Source organism: Streptomyces sp. NPDC001513 (genome assembly GCF_042894695.1).
Taxonomy (GTDB): domain Bacteria; phylum Actinomycetota; class Actinomycetes; order Streptomycetales; family Streptomycetaceae; genus Streptomyces.
Genome location: NZ_JBIAVU010000019.1, coordinates 172604 through 193806 on the forward strand (window position 1 = coordinate 172604; position 21203 = coordinate 193806).

A 21203-nucleotide genomic window follows, 5' to 3' on the forward strand; every position below is an offset into this window, starting at 1 on the left:
CCGGAGGGCCCGCCTGCTCAGGCGGGCCCTCCGTCCTACGCGGCGTCGTGACGCCCGTCGAGCTCGAACCACACCACCTTGCCGCTGCCCAGGGCCAGCGCGTCCACGCCCCAGTCGTCGGCGAGCGCCTGCACCAGCACGAGTCCCCGGCCGTGCGTACCGTCGTCGGCGGTCGGTACGTACGGCCGGGGTCGGCGTGCTGCGTAGTCCCGCACCTCCACCCGTAAGCGCGTGGCGGCGAGACTCGCGGACACTTCCGCGCCCCGGTCGGTGTGGACGAGGGCGTTGGTGACGAGCTCGGTGATCAGCAGCTCGGCCACCTCGGCGGCATCGGTCCGGCACCGGTGGCGCATCAACTCCCGTAAGGCCCGGCGGACTTCACCCACCGCTTTCAGGTCGGCCCGGCGCACGCTCCGGGTGATCCGCAGCGTGTCCACCGCTCCCCCGTCCTCACCGGCGGACGGTTCGCGCGGCACCGGCCTCCCTCTCCACCACGTCTTCCCGGTCTTCGCCCCCACCCGCACGGCGATGTCCCTCCCCGCGTCCTTGCTCTCGAACAGGTCTACGGGATGCATGCCCCCCGGGGGGTTCCGCACTCCTGCGGGCTTACGGGAGGGGCACGTTGCGGAGGTTGGATCGAGCCATCCGGATCATGCGGCCCACCCCGCCGTCCAGCACGATCTTGCTGGTGGACCATGCAAATCCGGTCACCGCCTCGGCCCTGATCCTGGGAGGAACCCACAGGGCGGCCGGGTCCGTCACCCCATCCACCGGGGCGGGTCCCGAGTGCCGGAAAGCATCCCTCAAAGCCCCTGTGAGCTGCTCGGGCTTCGCCACGCGGATCCCGTACGCGCCCGCCGCCCGCGCGAGCGCCGCGAGGCCCGGGTCCCGGTACATCGCCCCGTGGGCGGGCAGGCCGGAAACCGACATCTCCAACTCGACCATCCTCAGGGCTGAGTTGATGAAGAGAACCACTTTGACGGGCAGGTGGTACTGCACCAGGGGGAGGAAATCTCCCCTCGGCATCGAGAAACCACCGTCGCCCGACATCGACACCACTTGACGGTCCCGGCCGGTGAAGGGTGCGCCGACGGCCCGCGGAGGGCCGTTCGCCACGGAGCCGTGGCCCAAGAAGCCGATGTTGCGCCGTTCGCCGGTCGCCGTTCGGGAAAGATAGCGCGCCGCCCACACATTGCACATGCCGGTGCCGACGGTGAACACGGCATCTCGTCGGCCGGCACTCTCGCCAGGACTCACCCGAATGGAGTAATCCAGCGCGCCACCCGGATGGGTGAAGATCAAGCTGGTGAGTGCCCCAAACGAGTCAATCCGTGAAAGGGAAACCACATGCGCATTCGACGAATCTTCGCCGCCGTCATCGCCACGGCGGCCCTCGCCGGACTCGGCCTCACAGGCGCCGCCACCGCGACCGCCGCCCCTGCCACCCCGACCATCGCCGTCACCGAGAACCCCACCCCCGGTGAGTGCATCGACGGCGGCGGAAAGGTCGGGGCGAACAACATCTGCGAGGGCGGAACGCGCAACGGGGAGCTGGTCGACTGACTCAGACGGTGCGCCCCGCGGCCACGCGCCGCGGGGCGCACCGGCGCGAGCACGCTGCAACACCGAGACACCGGGGCCACGGGTGCGCCGGTTACGCCTCCCAGACCGCGGCGGCCGTGCGGTCGTCGGCGTACCCCTTGAGGCGGAGCTGGATGTCCGCGAGGAAGGCCGCCAGACCGGGCGGCTCCGCCTCGCTCCAGCGCGCGCCGAGCTCTGCCGTGAGGGCCGCCTCCTCGCGCATCGGCTCCGCCAGGCCCCCGGAGCACAGCAGCAGGGTGTCGCCGGGCCGGGCCACGGACGCGCGGAACCGGAACGCGGCCTCGGCCTCGTCGTCGGGTCCGGGGGCTCCCTGGGCCGCGGGGGGAGCGGCGGGTTCCAGGTCCTGCCACTGGCCCGAACGGAGCCGGAACAGCCCGCCCGCGCCGGAGCCGAAGCACACCCGGGTGCGGCACTCCGGGTCCACCGGGAGCAGCAGCCCGCGCAGCCCCGCGGTGTACGCCGCCTCGGCGAGCCCCAGCTCGGCGGCGCGGGCCCGCAGCCGGCCGTAGCCCCGGTCGGTGAGCCGCTGGAGGCCCGAGCGCAGGGCGTCGCGGCGCCCGGCGCGGATGTCCTCGGCCAGCCGGCCCTGACTCCGCCCGACGGCCGCCGCGACCGTGCGGCACAGCTCGGCGGCGGCCTCCGCGGCCCCGGGCGCGGCCCGGTCCCCGCCGGCCAGGGCCACCAGGACCAGGGCGTCGTCGCCGCTGCCGAAGCGGGCGGTGAGCAGGAAGTCCCGGCGCACCTCGCCGCGGAAGCGGGCGGAGTCCCCGCGCAGGGAGGCGGCGCGCAGGGTGTAGGTGCCGTAGCGGGCCCCTTCCAGCACGGTGTCCGGGGTCAGCGCGTCGAGGGCGGCCGGGTCGGCGGGCGGGAGCGCGCCCGGTTCGGCGGCGTAGGTGGGTGCGCGGTCGCCGAGGTGGTGCACCTCGGGCCGCCGCTGCGCCGGGGCGTCCGCCGGGGGTTCGGGTACGGGCTCGGGCGCGGGCACCTCCTCGGTCCGGTCCTCCGGGCGCGGCGCCTGCGCATACCCCCGGCGGACCGGCAGCTCCGCCCCGGAGACGGGCGGCACGTCGACACCCCCGAGCGCGTACCCGGTGACCCCACCCGCACGGGGATCCCGAGGCGCGGCGACCCCCGGCGGCGAAACCGGGGCCGGGGCCGCAGGCGGGGCCGAAGCCGTGGGCGAAGGCTGCGCCGAGGCTGTGGGCGGGGCCGAGGCCGGTGGCACGGGCGGAGCGGAGCCCGGCGGCGGTACCGGGGGCGCAGGCTGGGCCGAAGGCGGGGCCGGGGTCGAGGCTGGAGCCAGGGGCGGCACGGAGGCCGACGGGGCCGGGGCTGTGGGCGGGGACGCCGGCGGTGCCGAGGCCGCGGGCGAGGCCAGGGGCGAAGGCGCGCCCGAAGGCGGTGCCGGCACCGATGGCGGGGCCTGAGCCGAGGGCGGGGCCGGGAAGGGCGAGGCCGGAGCCGTGGGCGGAGCCGCCGGGGGCACGGGCGGGGCCGAGGTCAGGGGTGGGGGCGGGGTGGACTGCTCGGCGCGCGGGGGTTCCGGCGCCGGGCGGGGGCCCGGGAGCAGGGGCGGGGGCGGGCCGTACCGCTCGCGGGGTGACGGCACGTCCGGCGTCGGCGGCGGCCCCTGGGCCGGGCGCGGGCCCGGGAGCAGCGGCTGGGTCCGTCCCGGGCCGCCGGGTCCGTCGTCGTGCCCCGGCACCGGAGGCCGGGCTGCCCGCCCGGCGTCCGGGGCCGTGCGGGCGCCCGGAACCGGTCCCCGCCCCGGCTCCGGGTCCCGTTCCGGCGGAGCCGGGGCCGTGGGCACGGCCGGGTCCGTCGTCACTCCGGCCGCCGAGCGGAACCGATGGTCCAGGGTGTCCCCCGGGTCGGCTTCCGGTCCCGCGTCCGGGTCCTCGTAGAGCTTCTGCCACCAGTCGTCCGCGCCCTGCTGACTCATGCCCTCATTCTCGGCCTCCGGCACGGGCGGAAAACGCCGAACGCACGAAAAGGGTCCACCGGGCCGCCGCCCGGTGGACCGTTTCCGCCCTGTCCGTACGGCCTAGCGCACGTCGTACGCCCGCGCGACGGTCTGGGTGACCGTCGCGCCCTTCGCGTCGGTCAGTTCGACCTTCAGGGACACCGGCTTGCCGGAGGCTCCGGCGTGGTCCACGACCGCGGTCCACCGGCCGCCCCGCTCGCCGACCTTCGCCTGCGTCCAGTTCTCGCCGTCGTAGGAGTACGACAGCTTCGCCGACTTCAGCGCGCCGGGCACGTAGCCCGCGTGCCCGGTGACGGTGAGCCCGATGCTCTGGCCGTTCGCCGCCGCGACCGTCTTCAGCCCGTCCAGCGGGGCCTCGTACCGCGGGAAGAGGACCGGCAGGCCCTGCGAGTACGCCGACGGGTCCAGCTTCGAGGTGAAGCCCCAGGTCGTCTGCACCGAGGTGGACCGCTGCCAGACGCGGGCCGGCGGGCCGATCTTCTCGATGCTCTGGGTCAGTTCGTAGCGGCTCTCCTCGGCCGGGATCTCGAAGACGCCGAACGGGTACCAACTGTCGCCGATGACCTCGCCGTTGCGCTTGAGCCGGAGTCCGCCGATGTCACCGAAGGAGCCCGGCTGCGCGGCGTGCCCGCTGTCGCCCCACATGGCGGGGGCGAAGCCGATCAGGTTGCCCTGCCGCTCGGCGGCGAGGGTCTCCTTGCCCGAGAGGTCGCGCGGGGCGACCGGCCCGGTGATCCCGTCGTACCACGTCGCCTTGGCCTTCTGGCCCTTGGCGTAGGTGTGCTGCTCGCCGACCATGAACTCGCCCCAGGGGAAGCTGCTGGAGAGCAGTTGGTCCCAGGCGGTGTCCCCGGCCGAGTAGTACTCGGTCCGCGTGCCGGGCGCCGCGACGGTCTCCATCCCGCCGAAGTAGACGGCAGTGCCGATCGGCCGGTAGGCGCCGGCCAGGTCGATGAAGTCGGCGGCCACGCCCATGGAGTTGTAGGCGGACTCGACCCGGCCGAGGTCGCGGTCGCGCACCCGGTAGGTGCGGTCGCCCTTGACCTCGCCCGTCTCGGGGAAGGCGAGGGAGTAGACGTACGGGCTCTTCGCGGTGGCCTTCCACGACAGCGTGACCTTGCCCGTCGTCAGCCGGGCCAGGAGCGCCTGCCCCTCGGCGGCCTCGATGGCTATGGTGGGCAGCGCGCCGCCCGCGTAGCCGGTGAAGGCGACCCAGCGGCCGGGGGCCTCGCGGTGGGCGAGCACCGCCTTGGCGCCGGCGGCCTTGGCGTTCTGCGCGACCTCGTACAGGGCGCCGTCCACCGCCTTCACCAGGACGACGGCGTCCTTGGCGCCGGCGGCGGCGAGCTCCTCGGGGGTGCCGGAGCCGGCGTCGACCAGCGGGGCGCTGCCGGTTCCGTCGAGGTTGTCGCTGCCGGTGGAGGCGGTGATCGGGTGCAGGGCCGGACCGCCGACGGCCTTCAGCTCGGAGATCAGCGGCGCGGCCGCCCGCCAGTAGCTGCCGAACTCGAAGTCGCCGTCCTTGGCGCGGCCTTCGACGGAGGCGTAGAAGCCTCGGATGGTCCGGCCGCCCGCTGCCGTGCCCGCGTGCAGCCATGCATCACGACCCCAGCTGCGGGCGAAGCCGAGGGTGGTGTTGCGGGCCTCGACGGGCTTGTCGGCCCCGATGTCCAGGCGCCCGGCCTTGCGGGCGTCGAGCACGATCGTGGTGTCCTTCCTCAGCTCGACCTGGGGCCGGCCGAGGTAGGTGAGGGAGTCGATCAGCTCGGCGCCCTCCCCGGCGTCGGGGGTGCCGACGAAGGCGGAGAGGAAGTAGGCGCCCGGGCGCACCCGGTAGACCTGGTCCACGGAGCCGTCGTTGAAGCGGCGCTCACCGGTGGCGTCGTCGGTGCCGATGACGTCCAGGGAGGAGGGTCCGGCGGCCGGCTTGCCCGCGCGGTCGACGAGCTTGACGCGCAGGGTCACCGTCTCGGGCTCCACGTAGAGCGAGAAGGGGGTGGAGACGCGGACGCCGTGCGCGGTGGCGACGACGCGGCCGGTGACGTCCCCGTACTGGGAACGCTCCAGCTTCGCGGCCGGGTCGAGGGCGAGCGGCACCTTGACGGTGGCTCCGGCCGGGACGGTGACGGTGCGCTGGTCGAGGCGGGCGACCTGGCCGCGGACGGCGGAGCCGTCGTTGCCGGTGACCTTCTCGACGGCGAGGTTCAGCGTGACGGGGCTCTTGCCGAGGTTGGTGTACGGGACCTCGACGGTGACGCGGTCGCTGCGGTCCTGCGGCCAGTTGTACGCGCCGCCCTGGACGGCGGGGGCGCCGGTGACGGTGGTGTCGATCGCGGCCTTCACGTCGAGGCGGCCGCCGCCGGTCTCCCGTACGTCGCCGGGGACCCCGGTGTTCGCGGATCCGACGAGGGCGGCCTTGATCTGCTGCCCGGTCCAGTCGGGGTGGCGCTGCTTGACGATGGCGGCGGCGCCCGCGACGTGCGGGGTGGCCATCGAGGTGCCGGACATGGACTGGTAGGCGTACACCCCGCGGCCGCCCGCGGCGGCGGCCGAGATCCCGACGCCGGGGGCGGCGATCTCCGGCTTGAGGGTGTGCGCGAGACCGGCCGGGCCACGGCTGGAGAACGTGGCGGTGGTGTCGTCGCGGTCCACGGCTCCGACGGTGAGCACGCTCGCCGCGCAGCCGGGTGAGGAGACGGTGTTGTTGCCGGGGCCGGAGTTGCCGGCGGCGATCACGAACAGCGGGCCCTGCCGGGAGAGCCGTTCGGCGGCGGCGGCGAGCGGGTCGTCGCAGGCGGTCCGGGAGGGGTCGCCGAGGCTCATGGAGACCACGTCGGCCTTGGACTCGACGGCCCACTCCATGCCGGCGATGATCCACGAGTCGAGGCCGTAACCCGCGTCGTCGAGGACCTTCCCGCTGAGCAGTTCGGCGCCGGGGGCCACGCCCTTCTTGGCGCCGCCGCTCTCGGCTCCGGAGCCGCCGACGGTGGAGATGGTGTGGGTGCCGTGGCCCTGCCGGTCGGCGTCGGTGTCGGAGTCGGTGAAGTTCCTCGACGCGCCGACGCGGCCCTTGAGGTCGGGGTGTTCCAGGTCGGTGCCGGTGTCGAGGACGGCGACCCTGGTGCCCTTGCCGTCGAATCCGGCGGCCCAGGCGGCGGTGGCGGCCACCTGCTTGGTGGAGCGCTCCAGGTTCGCCTGGACCTTGCCGTCCAGCCACAGCTTCTTCAGGCCGCCCGAGACGGAGCTCGCGCGGGCGTCCGTACCGGTGACGTCGGCCCAGAAGGCGGCGGCCTGCTCCTTGTCGGCGGCGAGGGCCACGGCCCCGATGGAGCCGAGGACGAGCGAGCGGTCCGCGCCGCGCGGGGCGGGCGGGGCGCTGCGTGCGACGTTCACGGAACCGTCGTAGACCGCGATGAGCGGGAGCTTCTTGGTGTGGGCGTCGTCGTAGCCCTGCCGGACGAGGCCGGTGACGTTGAAGAGCTCGTGGTCGACCCGGCCGGCGGCGAGGGCCTTGGCGGCGCCCTCGGGGTACACGTACAGGTCCTTGCCGGACTGTTTCGTCTGCACGAGCGGCTGCGAGCCGTCCTCGCGCGGCATCGCGGTGGCGGCCGTGCGGCCGGCCGCGTCGGTGGAGACCAGGATCCGGTCACCCGTGACGAGGGTGACGGTGACGGGGGCCGTGGGCTGCTTTCCGGCCGCCTCGCTCCCGACGAGTGGTCTCTTTCCCGCTCCGGGCGCTCCGTCGGCCGGCTGCGCCGTCGACGGGCCGACGGCGGTGACGGCCAGGACGGCCGCGGTGGCCGCCCCGAGTGCCGTACGCGATATCGGGCGCATCGCTCTCCCCAGGTGAATTCCGGCCAACTACTGCATTGCGCGGCAAAGCTGCCGCGTAAATGGCTTCTGGCCAGCGGATGTTGGTGCTGCGGTGGCGCCACCTTGGCAGAGGGGCGGGGGGTGCGGCGATGATGTCCGCGGCGGGTTTGCGCCGTGGCCGCTTCCCGCCAGGCGCTGTGTCGAAAGGTGGTGGACGGGTTGCTGGGTGCCATAGGCCTCGACGAGGGCCAGGAGTCGGCGTACCGCGTGCTGGTGGCGCTGGGTGCGGCGGAGGTGCCCGACCTCGCGCACCGGCTGACGCTGCCGGTGCCGCAGACCGAACGGGCCCTGCGCCATCTGGAGCGGCACGGGCTCGCGGCGCAGTCCTCGGCCCGGCCCGGACGCTGGGTGGCGGCCCCGCCCGGGGTCGCGCTCGGGGCCCTGCTGACCCAGCAGCGGCACGAGCTGGAGCAGGCGGAGCTGGCGGCGGCGCTGCTGGCGCAGGAGTACCGGGCGGAGGCGGCCGAACCGTCCGTGCACGACCTGGTGGAGGTGGTGACGGGCGCGAGCGCGGTCGCGCACCGTTTCCACCAGCTCCAGGTGGGCGCGGCGGAGGAGGTGTGCGCCCTGGTCAGCGCCCGGCCCCAGGTGGTGACGGGCATGGACAACGAGGCGGAGGAGCAGGCCTCCGCGCGGGGCGTCGAGTACCGGGTGGTGATCGAGCGGGACGTACTGACGCTGCCGACCGGGATCCGGGAGGCGTCGACGGCGCTCGCGCGGGGCGAGGGCGTCCGGGTGATCCAGCGGGTTCCGACCAGGCTGGTGATCGCGGACCGGTCGCTGGCGCTGGTGCCGCTGACGGGGCCCGGAGCGGAGCCGGCGGCGCTGGTGGTGCACGCGTCGGGGCTGCTGGAGTCCCTGACGGGGCTGTTCGAGGCGGTGTGGCGGGAGGCCCTGCCGTTGCGGCTGGGGGCGGCGGGAGCGGAGGAGTCGGAGGACGTGCCCGACGCCACGGATCTGGAGATCCTCTCGCTGCTCCTGGCGGGCATGACGGACGCGAGCGCGGCGAAGCACCTGGAGCTGGGCCTGCGGACGGTGCAGCGGCGGGTCAAGGGCCTGATGGAGCTGTCCGGGGTGACGACACGGCTGCAGCTGGGCTGGCACGCGTACGAGCGGGGCTGGGTGGCCCGATAGGCGCTGGTCGGTCAGGCTGAGCAGATGGATCTGCCTCAGCTGCTCCTGGTGGGGCTGGTGCTGCTGCTCGGGGTACTGGGGGTGCTGGTCCCGGGTGTGCCGGGCACCTGGCTGGTGTGGGCGGGGCTGCTGTGGTGGGCGCTGCACGTGCGGTCGGCCCTGGCGTGGTCCCTGCTGGTCTCGGCGACGGCCCTGCTGCTGGTGGTGCAGGTGGTGAAGTGGCAGCTGCCGCCGCGGCGGGTGCGGGGGCTGGGGGTCACTCCCCGGATGGCGGTGTTCGCGGGGGCCGGCGCGGTACTGGGCTTCGTGCTGATCCCCGTACTGGGGGCGGTCCCGGGGTTCGTGGGCGGCATCTACCTCTGCGAGCGGCTGCGCCTGGGCACGCACGGGGAGGCGTCGGCGTCGGTGCGGGCGGTGATGCGGGCGGTGGGGACGAGCGTGCTCGTGGAGCTGTTCGCGTGCCTGCTGGTGGTGGGGGCGTGGGTGGGCGCGGTGGTGGCGGGGGCGTAGCCGTGGCGGGCCCGGAGGGCCCGCAGGACGCGAAGGCGCCGGGGAGAGCTTCGTTCCCGCTCTCCCCGGCGCCCCGGGGCGGCCGGCCGCCTCGCCGTCAGGTCGCCGGCGGCCGTCGCCGGACCTGTCGTCAGACCACGAACCACACCTTCTCGATGCGGTCCGGTCCGACCTCGTACATCGCGACGGCCGATCGGGCCTCGCCGCCCATGAAGCCGGTGACGCGTTCCTGGTCGATCACGATGCGGCCGTGCGTGACGCGGGAGACGAGCTCCGCGTGCAGGTCGGGGCTCGACTCGAAGAGGGCGGCGTAGCGCTCCTCGAACGCCGTGCCCGAGCGGTCGGCCATCACCTCACCCGACGGGAAGGCGTGCACCGGCACGTCCTTCACGTAGAAGCCGAGAAATCCCTCCAGGTCACGCGCGTTGTACGCGGCGAGCTGGCCGTCGACGATCTCCTCCGGAGACATCCGGCGAGTTCCTTTCCTCATCCCGCCGGCACCAGGGTGCGGCGGGAGCGTGTACGGATGACGAGCAGCGCGCCCAGCAGCCCCACGAGCGAGTCGGAGTGCGTCTGGGCCGCGAAGCCCCGCCGGCGTTTGAGGCGGTCTTTCAGCCCGTCCGGCGTTTGAGGACCGGGGTCCGGGGCGGAGCCCCGCACCCTTCAGCCCCGCCGGCGTTTGAGGCGCGCGGTGCGGGGGCCCCGCGGAGCCCCGGGGCGGGGCTCCGCAGGGGGTGGCGCGGGTCAGGCGCGGGCGCCGCGCTTGGCCGCATGGTTGGCGCGGCCCTCCGCCGACTTGAGGCGCCAGTCACGGCGGATCTCCGACCGCAGCCGCGCATCCGTCTTGGCCACGATCCGCTGGTTCTCCCGCAGCAGCTTGCGGTAGCTGTCGAGGCGGCGCTCCGCCAGCTCCCCCGAGTCCACCGCGGCCAGCACCGCGCACCCCGGCTCCGCCTCGTGCGCGCAGTCGTGGAAGCGGCAGTGCTCCGCGTACTCCTCGATCTCCGAGAAGACCTGTCCGACGCCGGTCTCGGCGTCCCAGAGTCCGACGCCGCGCAGCCCGGGCGTGTCGATCAGCACGCCGCCGCCCGGCAGGGCGAGCAGGTTGCGGGTCGTGGTGGTGTGGCGGCCCTTGCCGTCGACCTCGCGGGCCTCCTGGACCTCCATGACCTCCGCGCCGAGCAGCGCGTTGGCCAGTGTGGACTTGCCGGCGCCGGAGACGCCGAGCAGCACGCTGGTGCCGCCCGCGACGACGGCGGCGAGGACGTCCGTGCCCTCTCCGGTGACGGAGGAGACGGTCAGCACCTGGACGCCCGGCGCGGCGGACTCGACGTCCTCGACCAGGTGGCCGAGCGTCACCGGGTCCGGGACGAGGTCCGCCTTGGTGAGGACGACCAGCGGCTGCGCCCCCGATTCCCAGGCCAGGGCCAGGAAGCGCTCGATGCGCCCCAGGTCCAGTTCGACGGCGAGGGATACGGCGATGATCGCGTGGTCGACGTTGGCGGCGAGGATCTGCCCCTCGGACCGCTGTGAGGAGGTGGAGCGGACGAAGGCGGTGCGGCGCGGCAGGTACGCCTTCACGTAGCGCGGGTTGCCGAAGGCCTCGACGGCGGCCCAGTCACCGGTGCAGATGACCCGCAGCGGGTCGTGCGGGGTGACGAAGGCGGTGTCGGCGCGGACGATGCCGTCCGCGGTCATGACGTCGCACTGACCGCGGTCGACGCGTACGACCCGGCCGGCCACGAGGCCCTGTTCGGCGTACGGGGTGAACTCGGCCGCCCAGGCGTCGTCCCAGCCGAAGGGGGCGAGGGCGTGCGAGAGCGAGGCCTGCGCAGAAGAGGTGGAAACGGAGGAGGAAGCGGGGAAAGACGAGAAAGACAAGGGGAACCCTTCACAGGGTGGCCCCGGCCGCGTGCGCTCGCTCGGTGGCGGCGCGCGAAGAGGTGTGAGGTCAGCCGGAGACCACAGAAGTGACATTGATGGTCTTCTGAGTGCGGGCAGCGCCCTGCGCAACGACAGTCATCAATGAACTCACCTCCGGGTCATGCACGTTACTGAGGTCCTCCACCGGCTCGGCGGGAACGGATCCACCGTAACAAGATCCCGCACGGCGGGGCCACTTCTTTTTTCACGTTCTTTTTTCGCGTCCCTTCGCGTTCCTTTTTCACGGCCCGGCCGGGTACGTCGCCTGCGCGCGGCCGACGCCCGCCTCGAGGTCCAGGGTCCGGGAGGAGCCGGCGTCGCTCAGGGCCTCGGGGACCTCGCAGCGGCCGCTGCCGCTCTCGCAGCGGACCCGGAAGCGGGCGGCCGCGGGCACGGTGAGGTCGAGGCGGCCGGAGCCGACCCGGGCGCTGACCTGGTCCGGCGGGGTGACGAAGGCCGCGTCGGCCCGGCCGGAGCCGACCCGGATCTCGGCCTGGGGCCCGGTGAGGCCGGTGGCCCGGAGGGTGCCGGAGCCGACCTTCGCGCGGAGCGCTCCGCGCAGCCCCACGAGCTCGACCCGGCCGGAGTCGACCTCGGCGTCGACGGCGCCGCCCAGGCCGCTGAGGAGGACCCGGCCGGAGCCGGCCGTCACCTTCACGGGGATGCCCTCCGGCACGGTCACCCCGAGCCGGACGGAGCAGCCGGCATCGAGGGTGGGCAGGAGCTCCTCGCCGGGGCAGTGCGGGGTCAGCCGCAGGGTGTCGCCGAGCCAGCTCTGCTCGATGGTGGGCGCCTTGAGCGACCAGCCGATCGTGGCGCGGTAGCCGACCTCCCGGTCGGTGCGGGGGGTGACGGTGACGTTCGCGTCGCCGCCCACGATCTCCAGCGCGGTCACCGGGCGGCCGCCGCTGCCGCCGATCAGCGTGTCGTTGCGGGTGTTCCCGTAGGACCAGGCCTGCCAGGTGGCCGGGGCCACGACGAGGAGCGCGCTCAGCAGGGCGGCGACGGTCCAGGCGAACCGCTGTCCCGGGCGGTCCGGGGCCGCGGCCTGCGTGCGGGGCCGCGTGGCGGCGGGGTCGGAGGCGTCCGTCGGCGCGGCGGCCCGCGTCACGGCGTGCCGTCCAGGAAGCGCAGGACCGCCAGGACCCGGCGGTGGTCGCCGTCGGCCGGCGGCAGGTCGAGTTTGGTGAAGATGTTGTTGATGTGTTTGGCCACCGCGCTCTCGCTCACCACGAGTTCGGCCGCGATCCCGGCGTTCGAGCGGCCCTCGGCCATCAGCGCCAGTACCTCCCGCTCGCGCGGGGTGAGGCGCTCCAGGGGGTCCGGTCCGCCGCCGCGCCGCAGCAGGAGCTGGGCGACGACCTGCGGGTCGAGTGCGGTGCCGCCGGCCGCGACGCGCCGCAGCGCGTCGATGAACTCCTCGACGTCGGCGACCCGTTGCTTGAGGAGGTAGCCGATGCCGGCGGCGCTCGGGGCGGCGAGCAGATCGGCGGCGTACCGTTCCTCCACGTACTGCGAGAGCAGCAGCACCGCCGTGCCGGGGCTCTCCCGGCGGATCGTCAGGGCGGCCCGGACCCCCTCGTCGGTGAAGCCGGGCGGCATCCGTACGTCCACGAGCGCCAGCTCGGGCCGGTGTTGCTCGACGGCGGCGAGCAGCCCCTCGCCGTCCCCGGTCTCGGCGGCCACCTCGAAGCCGGCCATTTCGAGGACTTTGACGAGTCCTATCCGCAGCAGGACGGAGTCCTCGGCGATCACAGCCCGCACGGCAGCTCCACGGTGATGACGGTCGGGCCCCCGAGAGGGCTGTTGATCATGATGGTTCCGTCGACCGACCCTACGCGTTTGCGCAGGCCGACCAGGCCGGTTCCGCGGGCCGGGTCCGCCCCGCCGACCCCGTCGTCGGTGACGGTGACCCGCAGCAGGTCCCCTCGGCGGGCGGTCCCGCCGGCTGCGGCCGCGCGCACGACCCGTACCGAACAGCGGTCCGCCCGGGCGTGCTTGGCCACGTTGGCCAGGGTCTCGGAGACCACGAAGTAGGCGACGGCCTCCACGGTGGCCCCCGGCCGCGTCCCGATGTCCACGGTCAACTCCACGGGGAACGGGGCGCGGGCGGCGATCCCGGAGAGCGCCGCATCGAGCCCGCGGTCCTCCAGTACGGCCGGATGCAGGCCCCGTACCAGGCTGTTGAGCTCCTCGATGGCCTCCTTCGCCTGGCGGTGCGCCTCGTCGATGACGGCCTTGGCCTCGGGCGGCAGATCGGGCAGCGTGGCGCGCGCGATGCCGAGGTTCATGGCGAGGGCGACCAGCCGCTGCTGGGCTCCGTCGTGCAGGTCCCGCTCGATCCGGCGGCGTTCGAGATCGGCGGCGTCCAGCACCCCGGCCCGGCTCTCCGCGAGGTCCTCGACGCGCCGCTCCAACTCGCGGGCCCGGTTCGGGCCGAGGAGCGCGGCCGCGGCGAAGGCGTCGAGCCGCGTGAAGAGGGCGGCGAGCCAGGGCGCGGTGAGCACCAGCAGGACTCCGCCGACGGTGACGACGTCGTAGTTGCCGGTCCAGCCGGGGGCGCGGGTGTCCGCGGGCAGGAACCAGAACCAGCCGTAGACGGACGCGGCCGCGACCCCGAACGCCCAGGCCAGCACCACCAGCGCGCCGGCGGCCGCGGCGAGCGGGCTGACGAGCAGGTGGTAGCCGTACTGCCGCCAGGTCGCCTCGGAGCGCGCCCGTTCGGCCAGCCCGCGCAGGCTCGACCAGCGGTTCTCCCGTACGACCTCCGGCACGTCGAGGCCGAGCAGCGCCCAGAAGCGGCTGCGCTGGAGCGCGGTGAGCAACGGGCAGAGCACCGGCACCGCGAGCAGCGTGACCGGGCTGAAGCCGGGCGCCACGGCCATGTAGCCGAAGCCGAGGAGCGCGGGCAGGGCCGGCGGGATCGCGGCCGTGGTGAAGACCGTGTTGCGCCAGGCCCACGCCGACCACGGCGCGTGCGCCGCGGTCCAGGTGTACGTACGCCTCAGCGCGCCGCGAAGTGCCATGACCCATACGGTAATCGCACTGGTCAGGGGCTTTCCATCACGCTGGCACCCGGCCGGGGGTGTACCTGGCACCACCACGGGTTCGGACCGTGGGGCCAGTGATCCCGGCGGCGCCGCGGACGAGGCTGGTGGTGTGCCCGGGGGACGGACCGCCGGGCCGGAAGGAGACCCGCACCCATGGCACTTGTCGCCCCGCAGGCCCGCACCTGGCGCACCCCCCGGCCGGCCACCGTGTTCACCTGTGCGGGAGTGGCGCTGCTCCCTTGGGTGCTGGTGCTGGCGAAGACGACGCCGCAGACCACCGAGGTCTCGAACTGGGCCACGGCGTGGATCGGCCTGGACCTGATGCTGGCCGCCGGGCTGACCGGGACCGGGATGCTGCTGCGCAGGGGCGACCCGCGGGTGTCGCCGGTCGCGGCGGCGACGGCCGCGCTGCTGGTGATGGACGCCTGGTTCGACGTCACGACCTCGGCCGGGACCGGCGGGCAGGGCATGGCGCTGCTGCTGGCGGCGGGTGCGGAGCTGCCGTTGGCGCTGGCGTGCGGGATGGTGGCCGCGCGCCGCAAGGGCTGACGCCGGGCCGACGCACCGACGCACCGACGGGCCTCCGGCCCCCGCGCCCCCGCACGCACCGGTGTCCGTTTCGTTCAAGACGGGTGCGACGCGGCCTGCCTAGCCTGCTGTCATGACTCCACGACTCGACATGATCGGCCTGGTCGTCTCCGACATGGCCGCCTCGCTCGCCTTCTACCGCCGCCTCGGGCTGGACGTCCCGGCCGAGGCCGACGGCCTGCCGCACGTGGAGGCCGTGCTGCCCGGCGGGCTGCGGATCGGCTGGGACACCGAGGAGACCGTCCGCTCCTTCGACCCATCCTGGACCCGCCCCACCGGCGACGGCCGCCGGGACCTGGCCTTCCTGTGCGACTCCCCCGCCGAGGTGGACGCCCTCTACGCGGAGCTGACCGCGGCGGGATACCCGGGCCACCTGAAGCCCTGGGACGCCTTCTGGGGGCAGCGCTACGCCGTCGTGCTCGACCCGGACGGCTGCGGCGTCTCCCTCTTCGCCCCGGCGGAGCCCGCCGCGTAGGCGGTCAGCGTGGTCCCGGCCAGCGCGCGCACCTCGCGGGCGAGGTGCGCCTGGTCGGCGTACCCGGCGGCACACGCCACCTCGGCGTACGGCATGCCCGCGTCGGCCAGTGCCAGGGCGCGGCGCAGCCGCAGGATCCGGCCGAGCGTCCGCGGCCCGTACCCGAAGGCGTCCAGGGAGCGCCGCCGCAGTTGCCGCTCCCCGAGGCCGACGGCCGCGGCGATGCCGGCGACCGCCTCCCCCGCCCGGAGCCGGGCGGCGACCTCCGCGGCCAGCGGGTCGGGCGGCGCGGCCCCGGCCGCACGGCGCACGGCCAGCGCCTCCAGTCCGGCGCGCGGGTCCCCGTACGCCGCCACGCGCCCCGTGAGGCTGCGTACCTCCCGCGCCGGCCACAGCTCGGCGAGCTCGACGCGGCGGTCGCGCAGGGCGTGGGCCGGTACGCCGAGCAGCGCGGGCGCGGTGCCGGGCGCCAGCCGGATCCCGGCAAAGGCACCGCCCGGGACCTCCCCGGCGGGATGCGGCCCGGTGTCGGGCCCGGCCACCAGCAGCCGGCCGTCGGCCCACAGCAGGTCCATGCACCCGTCGGGCAGCACCATGCGGCCGGTGCCCCGGGCCCGCCACAGCACGGCTCCGGGTACGGCAGCCGACGGTGCTTCCTCGTACACCCCTCAAGGGTAGGGCGGAGATCGACGGCCCTCGCGGGTACCGGTCAGTGTTTGCGCAGCCGCGAGGAGTAGTCCTCCGGCGGCAGGAACTTCGACCACCGCTCCGGGAACTCCGACGGCATCCCGCCGTCCTCGTCGTCCTCCGACTCGCCCTCGGCCAGGGCCCGCCAGGCCGCGGCCCGCGCGATCAGCTGCGCGGCCTCCAGCTCCCGGGCCCGCTCGTTGGCCTCGCGCGCCGCCGCCGTGGCCACGGACGGCCAGACCCGGTCGATGGCGGCGTTCACGGCGGCGCCGACCAGCACCGCGAAGGCCGAGATGCCGATCCACAGGAGCACCGCCACCGGCGCCGCGAGCGATCCGTAGATCGTCGGCCCCTCGACGGTGTTGGTGAGGTAGATGCGCAGCAGGAACGAGCCGAGCACCCACATGGCGAGGGCCACCAGCGCCCCCGGCACGTCCTCGATCCACGGCGAACGCACCGGTACGGACACGTGGTAGAGCGTCGTCAGGAAGACGATGGACAGCAGGGTGACGGTCGGCCAGTACAGCACCGCGATCACGCTGGTGCCCCAGGGGACCAGCTCGATCACGGCGTCCGGCCCCACCACCATCAGCGGCAGCACGATCGCGCCGATCACCAGCGCGATGATGTAGAGCACGAAGGCCAGCAGCCGGGTCTTGACGATGCCGCGCTGCCCGTCGAGCCCGTACATCACGGTGATGGTGTCGATGAAGACGTTCACCGCGCGGGAGCCCGACCACAGGGCGAAGGCGAAGCCGAGCGAGATGAGGTCGGGGCGGCCGCGTCCCGTCACGTCGTCGAGCATCGGTTTGGCGATGTCGTTGACGCCGCGGTCGGACAGCACCGTGCCGACGGCGCCCAGGATGTTCTCCTCGATGCTGGCCACCGTGGTCTTGCCGGTCCAGCCGTCCACGTAGCCGAGCAGGCCCAGCAGGCCGAGGAAGAGCGGGGGCAGCGACAGCAGCGTGAAGAACGCCGCCTCGGCCGCCAGACCGAGGATGCGGTACTCGATGCACGAGTTGACGGTGTCCTTCAGGAGCAGCCAGCCCATCTTCCGCTTCGAGACGTTGCGGTAGAGGGCGCGGGCCCGGTGGAGCCGTCCTGGGGGTTCCGGGATCCGCTCGGGTGTTTCTTTTGCTGGCTGCACGTCCTTACGGTATCCGCATGGCAGCCACCACCCACACAGTCAGCAACCAGGCCCCGCCTCTGGTGGGGTACGACGTCTACGGCGGCGATCGGGCCCTCACCGAGGGCGTCGAGCGTCACCTCGCATCCGCGGAGCCCGAACTCCTCGGCGAGGTACGGGAGGAGCTCACCACCCTCGGGCACGCGGCAGGATCCGCGCAGGCCCAGGAATGGGGCGTGCAGGCGAACGAGAACCCGCCGAAACTGCGGACGCACGACCGGTACGGGAACCGGATCGACGAGGTGGAGTTCCACCCGGCCTGGCACCGGCTGCTCGGGCACGCCGTGACCTCCGGGCTCACGGACGCCTGGGGGCGGCCGGCGGGGCATCTGCGCCGCGCCGCCGGGTTCTTCCTGTGGTCGCAGGCCGAGGCGGGGCACGGCTGCCCGGTCTCGATGACGCACGCGGCGGTACCGGCGCTGCGGGCCGATCCGGCGCTCGCCGCCGTATGGGAGCCGCGGCTGACCTCGCACGTGTACGAGGAGGGGCTGCGGCCGCCCGCGCAGAAGGCCGGCGTGCTCTTCGGCATGGGGATGACGGAGAAGCAGGGCGGCAGCGACGTACGGGCCAACACGACGGCCGCGACGCCGCTGGGCACGTCCGGCGAGTACCTGCTGACCGGGCACAAGTGGTTCTGTTCGGCGCCGATGTGCGATGGGTTCCTGGTGCTGGCGCAGGCTCCGGGCGGGCTGACGTGCTTCCTGGTGCCGCGGGTGCTGCCGGACGGCACGCGCAACGTCTTCGCGATCCAGCGGCTGAAGGACAAGCTGGGCAACAAGTCGAACGCGTCGAGCGAGGTGGAGTTCGACGGGACCTGGGCGCAGCGGGTGGGCGAGGAGGGCCGGGGGGTGCGGACCATCATCGAGATGGTCGCGGCGACCCGGCTGGACTGCGTCATCGGCTCGGCCTCGCTGATGCGGCAGGCGCTGACGCAGGCCGTGCACCACGCGGAGCACCGCTCTGCTTTCGGAGCGCCGCTCATCGACCAGCCGCTGATGCGCAACGTGCTCGCCGACCTGGCGCTGGAGTCGGAGGCCGCCACCACGCTGACCCTGCGCCTGGCGGCCGCCTACGACGCCGGGACCGAGCAGGAGAAGGCCTTCCTGCGCCTCGCCGTGCCGGCGGCCAAATACTGGGTGACCAAGCGCTGTACGCCGATGGTCGCGGAGGCCCTGGAATGTCTGGGGGGCAACGGCTACGTCGAGGAGTCCGGGCTGCCGAGACTGCTGCGCGAGTCCCCGCTGAACTCCATCTGGGAGGGCTCGGGCAACGTACAGGCGCTGGACGTACTGCGCGCCCTCCAGCGCGAGCCCCAGGCGCTGAACGCCTTCCTCCAGGAGGTCGGCCTGGCCCGGGGCGCGGACCACCGGCTGGATTCGGCCATCAAGGACCTGCTGACGGAGCTCGCCGACCTGGAGGGCATCGAGGCGCGGGCCCGCCGCGTGGTGGAGCGCATGGCGCTGGTCCTGCAGGGATCGCTGCTGGTGCGCTGGGCTCCGCCGGAGGTCGCGGACGCGTTCTGCGCCTCCCGGCTGGGCGGCGACTGGGGCACGGCCTTCGGCACGCTGCCGCACAGCCTCGACCTCGGCGCGGTGGTGGAACGGGCGCGGATCGCGGGTTAGGGAGGAGCCCCCGTCGGGCTCCCCTGCGGTCCCCAAACCGCTCCGAGCCCGGATCCGGGCCCGTCGACCGGTACAGAGGTGGCGCCGCGCCGACTCGGCACCACCTCTGATCCGAAGCCCCGAGGAGGAGCTGTCACGCCGCTCGGCGGCGTCCGGACAGTTTCGGTCGGGTGACCGGGACTTGGCGAGGGTTGCATACCGTTGCAACCTTTGAGTCGGCAGCCGTCCGCCGGGGTGCCGGGGATGCGTCACCCGCACACCCGCCCGGGCGGCTCGCGTCGTACGTCCTGTTCGCACGGGGAGGTTTCCGGTGGCCGACACCACAGGCAGCACGGTCGATGTGGCACGCATCTCGGCCATGGACGCGCGGGCGGCGGCGCGTCTGCTCAAGGGGGTACGGGCGGCCGCGCTGGCCGGGGACCGGCCGCCGGCCGCGCCGAGACCGGAGATCGCGGAGTCCTGGCGGCGGATGCTGGCCGGCGGGGTGCACCCGGACCGGGACGCGCGCTCGCGGATGCTGTCGGCCGCCGAGACCGAGGAGCGGCGGCACGGATCGCCGCTGCGGGAGCTCCTGCCCGTACTGCGGGAGGGGCTGCTGCCCGCGCTGGACGAGGCCCTGCACATCATGGTCGTCGCGGACGCCGACGGGCGGCTGCTGTGGCGGGAGGGCCACTCCTCCATCCTGCGCAAGGCGGACCGGCTCGGCTTCTCGGTGGGCGCCGACTGGGACGAGGCCGTGGTCGGCACCAACGGGGTGGGCACCGCGCTCGTGGCCCGGCGGCCGGTGCAGGTGTTCTCGGCGGAGCACTTCGTCTCCAGCCACCACGACTGGACCTGCGCGGGGGCGCCGGTACGGGACCCGCGGGACGGGCGGCTGCTGGGCGTGGTCGACGTCAGCGGGCCGCTGGCCACGATGCACCCGGCGACGCTGGCGTGGGTGACGTCGGTGGCCCGGCTCGCCGAGCGGGAGCTGCGGATCCGGCACCTGGAGTCGCTGGAGCGGCTGCGGACGGTGGCGGCCCCGCTGCTGGCCCGGCTGCCGGGCCGGGCGCTGGCCGTGGACCCGGACGGCTGGCCGGCGGCGGTGACGGGGCTGGCCCCCACGGACCGGATCCCGCTGCCGAAGACCTTCGGGCCGGGCCGGATGTGGGTGCCGCGGCTCGGCGACTGCGTGGTGGAGCCGCTGCCCGGCGGCTGGCTGCTGCGGGTCGCGCAGGAGCGTACGGGCACGGCGGCGACGCGGATCGTCGTGGACCTCAGCCGGGCGGGATGCTGGTCGGCGACGGTCTACGGGTCCTCCGGGAGCTGGTCGCAGGAGCTGAGCCCGCGCCACGCGGAGCTGCTGTTCCTGCTGGCGGACAGCCCGCGGGGGCGCTCGGCGGCGGAGCTGTCCGCGGAGCTGTTCGGGGACCCGACGCGCACGGTGACGGTCCGCGCGGAGCTGTCGCGCGTACGCCGCCACCTGGCGGGCGTGCTGACCCACCGGCCGTACCGCTTCGCGGAGGACGTGGAGGTGGAGCTGGTCCGCCCCGAGGACCCGGCCGCGCTGCTCCCGCACTCCACCGCCCCCGCGGTGATCAGGGCCCGCCTGGGGCGCAGGGGGCCCGGCGTGATTCCCTGAAGGGCATGAGCACCATCACCCTCACCACGTGGTCCCTGGAAATGACCTCCCCGTCGGACCTGGCCCCGGCGGCCGTACCGGGCCCCGAGATCACGGTCTCGCGGGCGGAGGTCCCGTCCCCGGAGTTCAGCCGCTTCCTCTACGCCTCGGTGGGCGGCGACATCCACTGGACGGACCGGCTGTCGCTGACCCGCGCGCAGTGGGTGGAGCAGCTGGGCCGGCCGGGGGTGGAGACGTGGGTGGCGTACGACCGCGGCACGCCTGCGGGGTACGTGGAGCTCGACCCGCAGGACGACGGTGTCGTCGAGATCATGTACTTCGGCCTGCTCCCGGACTTCCGCGGCCGCCGCATCGGCGGGCACCTGCTGTCGGTGGGCATCGCCCGGGCGTGGTCCCTCGCGGAGCGCTGGCCGGACCGCGAGCCGACCCGCCGGGTGTGGGTGCACACGTGCAGCCAGGACGGCCCGACGGCGATGGGCAACTACGAGCGCCGCGGCTTCAAGGTCTTCAAGACGGAGACGGAAGAGAAGGAAGACACCCCGACCCCGGGCCCCTGGCCGGGCGCGTAGCCTCCCTCCGGGGCCGGTCCGGCGAGCACGGCCGGCTCCGAAGCAGGCTCCGCCGGACCTGGGGCTCCGCCCCAGACCCCGCGCCTCGAACGCCGACGGGGCTCAAATGCGAGCGGCGGACGGGGTGACCCCCGTCACGCCATCCCACGATACGGGACGAGTTCGTCCGGATCGTGGACAGTAGTGGACTCCTCCAAGAGGCACATGACACGCTTCCGTCATGAATGGAGCTGGAATTGCCTTGGTGAGTCGGCGGCACGTCGACCTCGGCCGCATGTCCAGCGCCATCTGTCCGGCGCGCTGACGGAACCAGCCACGCCGCACATCGTCGCCGTCCCCGCTGCCGCGGACGCGCCGATCACCCGCCAGCCCCCTGAGG

General features: G+C 74.3%; 19 protein-coding genes and 1 pseudogene. 9 read left to right on the forward strand and 11 right to left on the reverse strand.

What is annotated here, in order from left to right; genetic code table 11:
- Nucleotides 1-35: 35 nt before the first annotated feature.
- Both ACFYZ4_RS35065 and ACFYZ4_RS35070 read right to left on the reverse strand, forming a co-directional pair.
- Nucleotides 36-410: an ATP-binding protein gene (locus tag ACFYZ4_RS35065; RefSeq protein ID WP_351300629.1), complete on the reverse strand. Its 375-nt coding sequence runs from the start codon at nt 408-410 to the stop codon at nt 36-38.
- A gap of 196 nt (nt 411-606) precedes the next feature.
- Nucleotides 607-1227 (reverse strand): annotated as a pseudogene (locus ACFYZ4_RS35070) (thiamine pyrophosphate-dependent enzyme); the annotation flags it as partial.
- Nucleotides 1228-1347: 120 nt separating this feature from the next.
- Here ACFYZ4_RS35070 and ACFYZ4_RS35075 point away from each other — a divergent pair.
- The gene (locus ACFYZ4_RS35075; protein ID WP_351300610.1) at nt 1348-1563 is read left to right on the forward strand and encodes a hypothetical protein; all 216 of its coding nucleotides are present in this window, start codon (nt 1348-1350) and stop codon (nt 1561-1563) included.
- 91 nt (nt 1564-1654) lie between these two features.
- Here ACFYZ4_RS35075 and ACFYZ4_RS35080 read toward each other — a convergent pair whose 3' ends face one another.
- Nucleotides 1655-2668 carry a protein phosphatase 2C domain-containing protein gene (locus tag ACFYZ4_RS35080; protein WP_390785842.1) on the reverse strand — a complete coding sequence of 338 codons (1014 nt, stop codon included), beginning with the start codon at nt 2666-2668 and terminating at the stop codon, nt 1655-1657.
- Nucleotides 2669-3646: 978 nt separating this feature from the next.
- Complete coding sequence (locus ACFYZ4_RS35085) at nt 3647-7420, reverse strand: S8 family serine peptidase (protein ID WP_390785843.1); 3774 nt, start codon at nt 7418-7420, stop codon at nt 3647-3649.
- Between the two features lie 198 nt (nt 7421-7618).
- On the opposite strand from ACFYZ4_RS35085, the gene ACFYZ4_RS35090 reads away from it, so the two are divergent.
- A complete protein-coding gene (locus ACFYZ4_RS35090; protein WP_351300618.1) occupies nt 7619-8593 on the forward strand; it encodes a helix-turn-helix domain-containing protein in 975 nt (324 codons plus the stop codon).
- Between the two features lie 24 nt (nt 8594-8617).
- Complete coding sequence (locus ACFYZ4_RS35095) at nt 8618-9103, forward strand: DUF456 domain-containing protein (RefSeq protein WP_351300621.1); 486 nt, start codon at nt 8618-8620, stop codon at nt 9101-9103.
- A gap of 130 nt (nt 9104-9233) precedes the next feature.
- Here the strand turns inward: ACFYZ4_RS35095 and ACFYZ4_RS35100 are convergent, their stop codons facing one another.
- The 5 genes from ACFYZ4_RS35100 to ACFYZ4_RS35120 all read right to left on the reverse strand — a co-directional run bounded on the left by ACFYZ4_RS35100 (nt 9234) and on the right by ACFYZ4_RS35120 (nt 14052).
- Complete coding sequence (locus ACFYZ4_RS35100) at nt 9234-9572, reverse strand: nuclear transport factor 2 family protein (RefSeq protein WP_390785844.1); 339 nt, start codon at nt 9570-9572, stop codon at nt 9234-9236.
- A gap of 275 nt (nt 9573-9847) precedes the next feature.
- Nucleotides 9848-10984, reverse strand: a complete 1137-nt coding sequence (gene rsgA / locus ACFYZ4_RS35105; protein ID WP_384341232.1) for a ribosome small subunit-dependent GTPase A — start codon at nt 10982-10984, stop codon at nt 9848-9850.
- Nucleotides 10985-11267: 283 nt separating this feature from the next.
- On the reverse strand, nt 11268-12137 hold the full coding sequence (locus ACFYZ4_RS35110) for a hypothetical protein (protein ID WP_390785845.1): 870 nt from the start codon (nt 12135-12137) through the stop codon (nt 11268-11270).
- On the reverse strand, nt 12134-12790 hold the full coding sequence (locus ACFYZ4_RS35115) for a response regulator transcription factor (RefSeq protein WP_351301387.1): 657 nt from the start codon (nt 12788-12790) through the stop codon (nt 12134-12136). The genes ACFYZ4_RS35110 and ACFYZ4_RS35115 overlap by 4 nt, the downstream gene beginning before the upstream one ends.
- Nucleotides 12778-14052: a histidine kinase gene (locus ACFYZ4_RS35120; RefSeq protein WP_384341235.1), complete on the reverse strand. Its 1275-nt coding sequence runs from the start codon at nt 14050-14052 to the stop codon at nt 12778-12780. The genes ACFYZ4_RS35115 and ACFYZ4_RS35120 overlap by 13 nt, the downstream gene beginning before the upstream one ends.
- A gap of 177 nt (nt 14053-14229) precedes the next feature.
- On the opposite strand from ACFYZ4_RS35120, the gene ACFYZ4_RS35125 reads away from it, so the two are divergent.
- The gene (locus ACFYZ4_RS35125; protein WP_351301381.1) at nt 14230-14625 is read left to right on the forward strand and encodes a hypothetical protein; all 396 of its coding nucleotides are present in this window, start codon (nt 14230-14232) and stop codon (nt 14623-14625) included.
- 112 nt (nt 14626-14737) lie between these two features.
- Complete coding sequence (locus tag ACFYZ4_RS35130) at nt 14738-15139, forward strand: VOC family protein (RefSeq protein WP_351301378.1); 402 nt, start codon at nt 14738-14740, stop codon at nt 15137-15139.
- Here the strand turns inward: ACFYZ4_RS35130 and ACFYZ4_RS35135 are convergent.
- On the reverse strand, nt 15070-15804 hold the full coding sequence (locus ACFYZ4_RS35135) for a helix-turn-helix domain-containing protein (RefSeq protein WP_390785846.1): 735 nt from the start codon (nt 15802-15804) through the stop codon (nt 15070-15072). The two genes, ACFYZ4_RS35130 and ACFYZ4_RS35135, sit on opposite strands and share 70 nt — an antisense overlap.
- Before the next feature lie 44 nt (nt 15805-15848).
- On the reverse strand, nt 15849-16973 hold the full coding sequence (locus ACFYZ4_RS35140) for a YihY/virulence factor BrkB family protein (protein WP_351301372.1): 1125 nt from the start codon (nt 16971-16973) through the stop codon (nt 15849-15851).
- A gap of 17 nt (nt 16974-16990) precedes the next feature.
- Between ACFYZ4_RS35140 and ACFYZ4_RS35145 the strand changes: the two genes are divergently transcribed.
- The 4 genes from ACFYZ4_RS35145 to ACFYZ4_RS35160 all read left to right on the forward strand — a co-directional run bounded on the left by ACFYZ4_RS35145 (nt 16991) and on the right by ACFYZ4_RS35160 (nt 21128).
- Nucleotides 16991-18634, forward strand: a complete 1644-nt coding sequence (locus ACFYZ4_RS35145) for an acyl-CoA dehydrogenase family protein (protein WP_351301369.1) — start codon at nt 16991-16993, stop codon at nt 18632-18634.
- Between the two features lie 358 nt (nt 18635-18992).
- The gene (locus tag ACFYZ4_RS35150) at nt 18993-20255 is read left to right on the forward strand and encodes a GAF domain-containing protein (protein ID WP_390785849.1); all 1263 of its coding nucleotides are present in this window, start codon (nt 18993-18995) and stop codon (nt 20253-20255) included.
- A gap of 5 nt (nt 20256-20260) precedes the next feature.
- Nucleotides 20261-20824: a GNAT family N-acetyltransferase gene (locus tag ACFYZ4_RS35155; RefSeq protein ID WP_351301366.1), complete on the forward strand. Its 564-nt coding sequence runs from the start codon at nt 20261-20263 to the stop codon at nt 20822-20824.
- A gap of 220 nt (nt 20825-21044) precedes the next feature.
- A complete protein-coding gene (locus ACFYZ4_RS35160) occupies nt 21045-21128 on the forward strand; it encodes a putative leader peptide (RefSeq protein ID WP_312847410.1) in 84 nt (27 codons plus the stop codon).
- Nucleotides 21129-21203 lie beyond the last annotated feature (75 nt).